The organism is Pseudonocardia pini, assembly GCF_013870575.1.
GTDB classification, from domain to species: Bacteria; Actinomycetota; Actinomycetes; order Mycobacteriales; family Pseudonocardiaceae; genus Pseudonocardia; species Pseudonocardia pini.
Genome location: NZ_JACBXB010001240.1, coordinates 1 through 503, shown reverse-complemented (window position 1 = coordinate 503; position 503 = coordinate 1). Strand labels below are relative to the sequence as shown.

General features: G+C 67.2%; 1 protein-coding gene. It reads right to left on the bottom strand.

Translation table 11 applies throughout. The features are described from left to right. On the bottom strand, nt 1-503 hold a 503-nt coding region (locus tag H5J29_RS34145; RefSeq protein WP_246394639.1), incomplete at both ends, for an MSMEG_0572/Sll0783 family nitrogen starvation response protein.

Sequence of the window (503 nt, the reverse complement as noted above, 5' to 3'; positions counted from 1 at the left end):
CTGGTAGGTCGAGTTGATGATCGCGCCCTTGCGGGCGTAGTGGATCAACGCGTCCTGCACGTCGAGCGGGTGGGTCGGGATGACCCCCTCGATCAGGTCCTCCTCGCGGGCCCCGTGCAGCGAGAGCCCGAAGCGGCAGCAGTAGACCTTGCCGCCCTCCTGGATGAACGTCTTGAGCGAGTTGTTGATGTTGTGCTCGCCGGGGAACGCGGAGTTGCCGGTGGTGGGGAACCCGCGGGTGGCCAGGGCGTTGAGCGAGCCGGGGCCGTAGAAGTAGACCGCGGACTCGAAGCCCTTCCGCAGCGCGCGGGTGGCCTGCAGGATCGCCACGAAGCTCACCGAGGACTCGTGGGCGATGCCGTGCACGAGGGTGAAGTAGACCTCGCCGTTCTCGGCCTGGTAGTCGGGGAACACCTTGGTGCCGCCGTAGATCGACGACCCCTCCGGCAGGGACGGGTGGGCGATCTCCTCGAGCGACTGCTTCTCGAGATCGGTCAGGTCGG